The following is a 5,079-nucleotide window of genomic DNA, read 5'->3' as shown; positions in this document are numbered from 1 at the left end:
GCATCCGCGCCTTCCAAGACACCCACTCCCTCGCCACCATCGACACCGACGCACTCAACAACATGGCCCACTGACCGCAGCGGGCTGACTGCGGGATCTGGCCGGAATGTCGGTCGGATCCCGCAGTGTCTGGAAGACTGATATATCTACGCGGGCGGTCGGGGCGCCGCCGGAAGGAGCCGCATGCCGAGCATGAGCGATTCGACCTCGCGCCCCTCGCTGCCCGACCACGCGGTGACCGAGCCACTGGAGACCACTATCGACCCCGAGTCGTTCACCCCGCGCCTGCTGGCGCTGCTCTCCAACGCGCTTGTGTGGCGCGAGTCGCACGAGATGCGCCGGCGCTTCGGCCTGGGCACGAACGATTGGCGCGTGATCTCTGCGCTGGCTATGCGCCCGGGACAATCGGCCACCGAGGCCTCGGAGTTCCTCGGGCTCAACAAGGCGGTCACCTCCAAGAGCGTCAACACGCTGGTCGCGCGCGAACTCGTCGTCCTCGTCGACGGCCCACGCGGCTCGCGGCCCATGTACCTCACCCCGGCGGGGGCGGAGATGCACGACGAGATGCTGCCGATCTCGGTGCGCGGACAGGAGATCATCCTGGCCGACCTGACCGAGGACGATGTCGAGGCGCTCAATCGCCTGCTCCGTCGCATGCTCGAGCACACCCGCGAACTGCAGATGCTCGAGAACGAGGCGGCCGCCCTGGCCCAGCTGTCCTGAGCGCCGGGTTGCGCTCGAGGCCGCGTGCGCCGCAGCAGATTCCATCCAACGGAACCTGCTGGCCCTCTCGCGCGCGGGGACTGCAGGCTGAACACCACCAGTCCGGAAGACCGCACGTTTACCTATAGACATTCCCTATGCTCATAGGTAAAGTTCGGTGTGGTCACGCGAAGACGCGCGCCGGCTGTGAGAGGAAAGGACCCCGAACAGTGTCACGTTCTACTTCGGCCGCCAACCCTGAGGCGGCTCTTGCCCTTGTGAATGACTTCTCGCTCGAGATGACCGGCAAAGATGTGCCGGGACTGATCGAGGCGAAGGACTCGATCCCGCAGGGCACGCGCATCAACGTCACCTTCCTCGGCAACGAGGACCTCGAGATGCGGGTCGCGGCTTCCAAGGCCGTGCTCGACCACGGGTTCATCCCGGTCCCCCACATCTCGGCCCGGCGCCTGTCGAGCCAGGACCAGCTGGAGGAGTTCCTGGGCCGCCTGCAGGAGGTCGGCGCCAGCGAGCAGGTCTTCGCCGTCGGCGGCGACCCGGCCGAGCCCGAGGGCCCGTACCCCGACTCGCTGTCGGTGATCCAGACCGGTCTGCTGCAGAAGTACGGCGTCAAGAACGTCTCGATCGCCGGGTATCCCGAGGGGCACCCGGACATCGACAAGGATCTGCTGGCCCGCCACCTCGAGGACAAGTCCGCGGCGCTGAAGGAACAGGGACTGGATGCGGTGATCCTCACCCAGTTCGCGTTCGACACCGACCCGGTGATGGCATGGATCGACTCCGTGCGCAGCAAGGGCATCGAGACGACGATCCGCATCGGCACGCCCGGCCCCGCCGGCATCAAGCGCCTGATCAGCTTCGCCCGTCGCTTCGGCGTCGGCGCCAACGCGATGATCGTGAAGAAGTACGGGTTCTCGCTGACGAACCTGATGGGCACGGCGGGCCCGGACCGGTTCGTCGGCGACCTGTCGAGCCTGCTCGCTGCCGACCCCGCCTCCGGCGATGTCAAGCTGCACTTCTACACCTTCGGCGGGCTGCTCGCCACGGCCGACTGGGCCCGCGAGTACACCGCCGCACAGTCCTGAGAGGCCCCGCGATGTCACTTCACACCGAAGCTTTCCTCGATCACGCCTGCCTGATCGTGCACGGCCCCGACAAGCCGGGGATCGTCGCGGCGGTCAGCGCCCTGATCGCCCGCAACGACGGCAACATCGTCTCGCTGGATCAGTACTCCGACGACCCCGTGGGCGGCGAGTTCTTCCAGCGGGTGGTGTTCCACCGCACCGACCTGGCCGCCGCGATGCCCGACATCGAGGCGGACCTGGCCGACACCCTCGGCCCGTTCGGACTCTCGTGGGAGCTGACCGACCAGTCGGTGCCCAAGCGGATGGCGATCCTCGCGTCGACGTCGGATCACTGCCTGCTGGATCTGCTGTGGCGTCACCGCCGCGGTGAGCTGCCGGTCACGATCCCGATGGTGGTCTCCAACCACACCAACACCGTCGACGATGTGCGCACCTTCGGGGTGCCGTTCTTCCACGTCCCCTCACAGGGACCGGACAAGTCCGCGGCCGAGGCCGAGATCCTCAAGCTGCTGGACGGCAACGTCGACTTCGTCGTGCTCGCCCGCTACATGCAGATCCTCTCCGAGGACTTCATCGAGAAGGTCGGCGTGCCGGTGATCAACATCCACCACTCGTTCCTGCCCGCCTTCATCGGCGCCGGCCCCTACAAGAAGGCCAAGGAGCGGGGCGTGAAGCTGATCGGCGCGACCAGCCACTACGTCACGGCCGACCTCGACGAGGGACCGATCATCGAGCAGGACGTCGTCCGCGTCACCCACGCCGACAGCGCCGCCGACCTGCAGCGCCGCGGAGCCGACGTCGAACGCGCCGTGCTCAGCCGCGCCGTCGCCTGGCACGCCCAAGACCGCGTGATCCGACACGGCAACCACACCATCATCTTTTGACGTGACGCGGATCACGGTCGCGAAGCGACCTGATGCGCGCCGGGTCAAGGTTGAGCGAGGCGCGCAGCGCCGAGTCGAAACCCCCACAACCGAATAGCCCCAAACACCCCAACAGAGAGGTTCATCCCGTGGCCAAGAATCTTCAGGAGCTGCTCGACCAGACCAGCGCCGTCGACCTGCTGCGCAACTCGCAGATCGGCTCGTACATCTACCCGGTCGTCCCCGCGGACTTCCAGAACTGGATCAAGGAGCAGAAGGCGTGGCGCGACACCGCCGTGCTCTACGACCAGTCGCACCACATGGACAACGTGTTCCTCAAGGGATCCGACGCCATCAAGCTGATCTCGGACACCGCGATCAACTCGGTCGCGAATTTCGCGGTCGACAAGGCGAAGCAGTACGTGCCGACCACTGCCTCCGGGCACGTCATCGGCGACGGCATCCTCTTCCGCGAGGCGGAGGACGAGTACGTCTACGTGGGTCGCGCCCCGGCCTCCAACTGGCTGATGTTCCACGGCGAGACCGGCGGCTACAGCAACCTCGACATCGAGGTCGACCGCCGTTCGCCCTCGCGCCCCTACGGCGACGCCGTCGCGCGCAAGTACTACCGCTTCCAGATCCAGGGCCCGAAGGCCTGGGACGTCATCGAGAAGCTCAACGGCGGCCCGCTCGAGCAGCTGCGCTTCTTCAACATGTCGACGATGCAGATCGGCGGCATGAACGTGCGCACGCTGCGTCACGGCATGGCCGGCGCTCCCGGTCTCGAGATCTGGGGCCCCTACGCCGACCACCACAAGATCCGCGACATCATCGTCGAGGCCGGCGAGGAGTTCGGTCTGCTGCCCGTCGGCTCGCGCGCCTACCCCTCGAACACGCTCGAGTCGGGCTGGATCCCCTCGCCGCTGCCGGCGATCTACTCGGGCGAGGCCGAGCAGGCCTACCGTGAGTGGCTGCCCGCCGACGGCTACGAGGCGACGGGCACGCTCGCCGGCTCGTTCGTGTCGGAGAACATCGAGGACTACTACCTCACCCCGTGGGAGCTCGGCTACGGCTCGTTCGTCAAGTTCGACCACGACTTCATCGGTCGTGACGCGCTCGAGAAGATGGACCAGGGCACGCAGCGCAAGAAGGTCACGCTGGCCTGGGACGCGGACGACCTCGGCAAGGTCTGGACGTCGCTGCTGAACGTCGACGGCCCGAACTACAAGTTCTTCGACCTGCCGCTGGCGAACTACGGCTCGGCCAACTACGACGCCGTCGTCGACGCCGACGGCACCGTGGTCGGCTACTCGATGTTCACCGGCTACTCCTCCAACGAGCGTCGTGGCCTGTCTCTGGCGACGATCGACCCGGACGTCCCCGAGGGCACCGAGCTGAAGGTCGTCTGGGGCGAGCCGAACGGCGGCACCAAGAAGGCTTCCGTCGAGCCGCACGAGCAGACCGAGGTGCGCGCCGTGGTCAGCCCCGTGCCGTACTCGACCGTCGCGCGGGCCACCTACCAGGGTGGATGGCGCACCGGCTACAAGAACGACTGATCGTTCTGACATACCCGAGGGGGTCCGGGCTTCGGCCCGGGCCCCCTCGCACCATCCCCTCCGCGCACGACGCGGGGGGACGAGCATCCGAGGAGAACCCGTGAGCCTCCGCTACGCACTTCTCGCGCTGCTTCGTGTCGGCCCCCTCTCCGGGTATGACCTGCAGAAACAGTTCTCCCTCTCGGTCGGTCATGTCTGGCACGCGCCCGATTCGCAGATCTACCCCGAGCTGCGCAAGATGGAGCGCGAAGGCCTCATCGAGGGCGAGGAGCAGCCGCGCGGTGAACGCGGCACACGCCGGGTGTACCACGTCACCGACGCAGGCGACGATGCGTTCCTCGGTTGGATGCGCACCCCGATGGACTATTCCCGCGTGCGCGATCCCGCGCATCTGCGCGCCGCGTATCTCGAGAACACCACGCCCGACGCCGGCCGCGACTTTCTGCGCGCGCACGTCGAGCAGTGGCAGTCCGAGCTCGACCAGTGGCTGACCGAACTGCGCCGCATCGAGGCCGCGGACAACCCGATGCTCGTGCGCCGACTGGCGATCACCTCGGACTCCGACCGCAAGAAGACCATCGCCTGGAAGCGGTTCGCCTACGAGGGCCTCGTCGATCGCGCCCGCAACGAGATCGCGTGGGCGACACGCGGTCTCGAGCTCCTCGACGTGCTCGAGCGCGAGACCGCCGGTCGTTGAGCAAGCCCCGCGAAACCGCCGGTCGCTAAGCAAGCCCCGCGAGACCGCCGGTCGTTAAGCAAGCCCCGCGAGACCGCCGGTCGTTGAGCCCGAATCCACCGATGGGTCGGGCGGTGGTGGTGGGGTCTTGATCGGGGTCGGGTTGGTGGTGTTGG

The 5,079-nt window shown here is 67.2% G+C and carries 5 protein-coding genes; all 5 read left to right on the top strand.

What is annotated here, in order from left to right; translation table 11 throughout:
* The first annotated feature begins 192 nt into the window (after window positions 1–192).
* Window positions 193–723, top strand: a complete 531-nt coding sequence (locus tag M4I32_RS15045; protein WP_319035297.1) for a MarR family winged helix-turn-helix transcriptional regulator — start codon at window positions 193–195, stop codon at window positions 721–723.
* 278 nt (window positions 724–1,001) lie between these two features.
* Window positions 1,002–1,808, top strand: a complete 807-nt coding sequence (locus M4I32_RS15040; RefSeq protein ID WP_319035298.1) for a methylenetetrahydrofolate reductase — start codon at window positions 1,002–1,004, stop codon at window positions 1,806–1,808.
* Between the two features lie 11 nt (window positions 1,809–1,819).
* On the top strand, window positions 1,820–2,692 hold the full coding sequence (gene purU / locus M4I32_RS15035) for a formyltetrahydrofolate deformylase (RefSeq protein WP_319035296.1): 873 nt from the start codon (window positions 1,820–1,822) through the stop codon (window positions 2,690–2,692).
* A gap of 128 nt (window positions 2,693–2,820) precedes the next feature.
* Window positions 2,821–4,227, top strand: a complete 1,407-nt coding sequence (gene ligM, locus M4I32_RS15030; protein WP_319035295.1) for a vanillate/3-O-methylgallate O-demethylase — start codon at window positions 2,821–2,823, stop codon at window positions 4,225–4,227.
* Between the two features lie 100 nt (window positions 4,228–4,327).
* Window positions 4,328–4,924: a PadR family transcriptional regulator gene (locus M4I32_RS15025; protein WP_319035294.1), complete on the top strand. Its 597-nt coding sequence runs from the start codon at window positions 4,328–4,330 to the stop codon at window positions 4,922–4,924.
* Window positions 4,925–5,079 lie beyond the last annotated feature (155 nt).

Source organism: Microbacterium sp. LRZ72, assembly GCF_033792225.1.
GTDB lineage: Bacteria > Actinomycetota > Actinomycetes > Actinomycetales > Microbacteriaceae > Microbacterium.
This window is presented reverse-complemented; position numbering and strand designations above follow the sequence as displayed.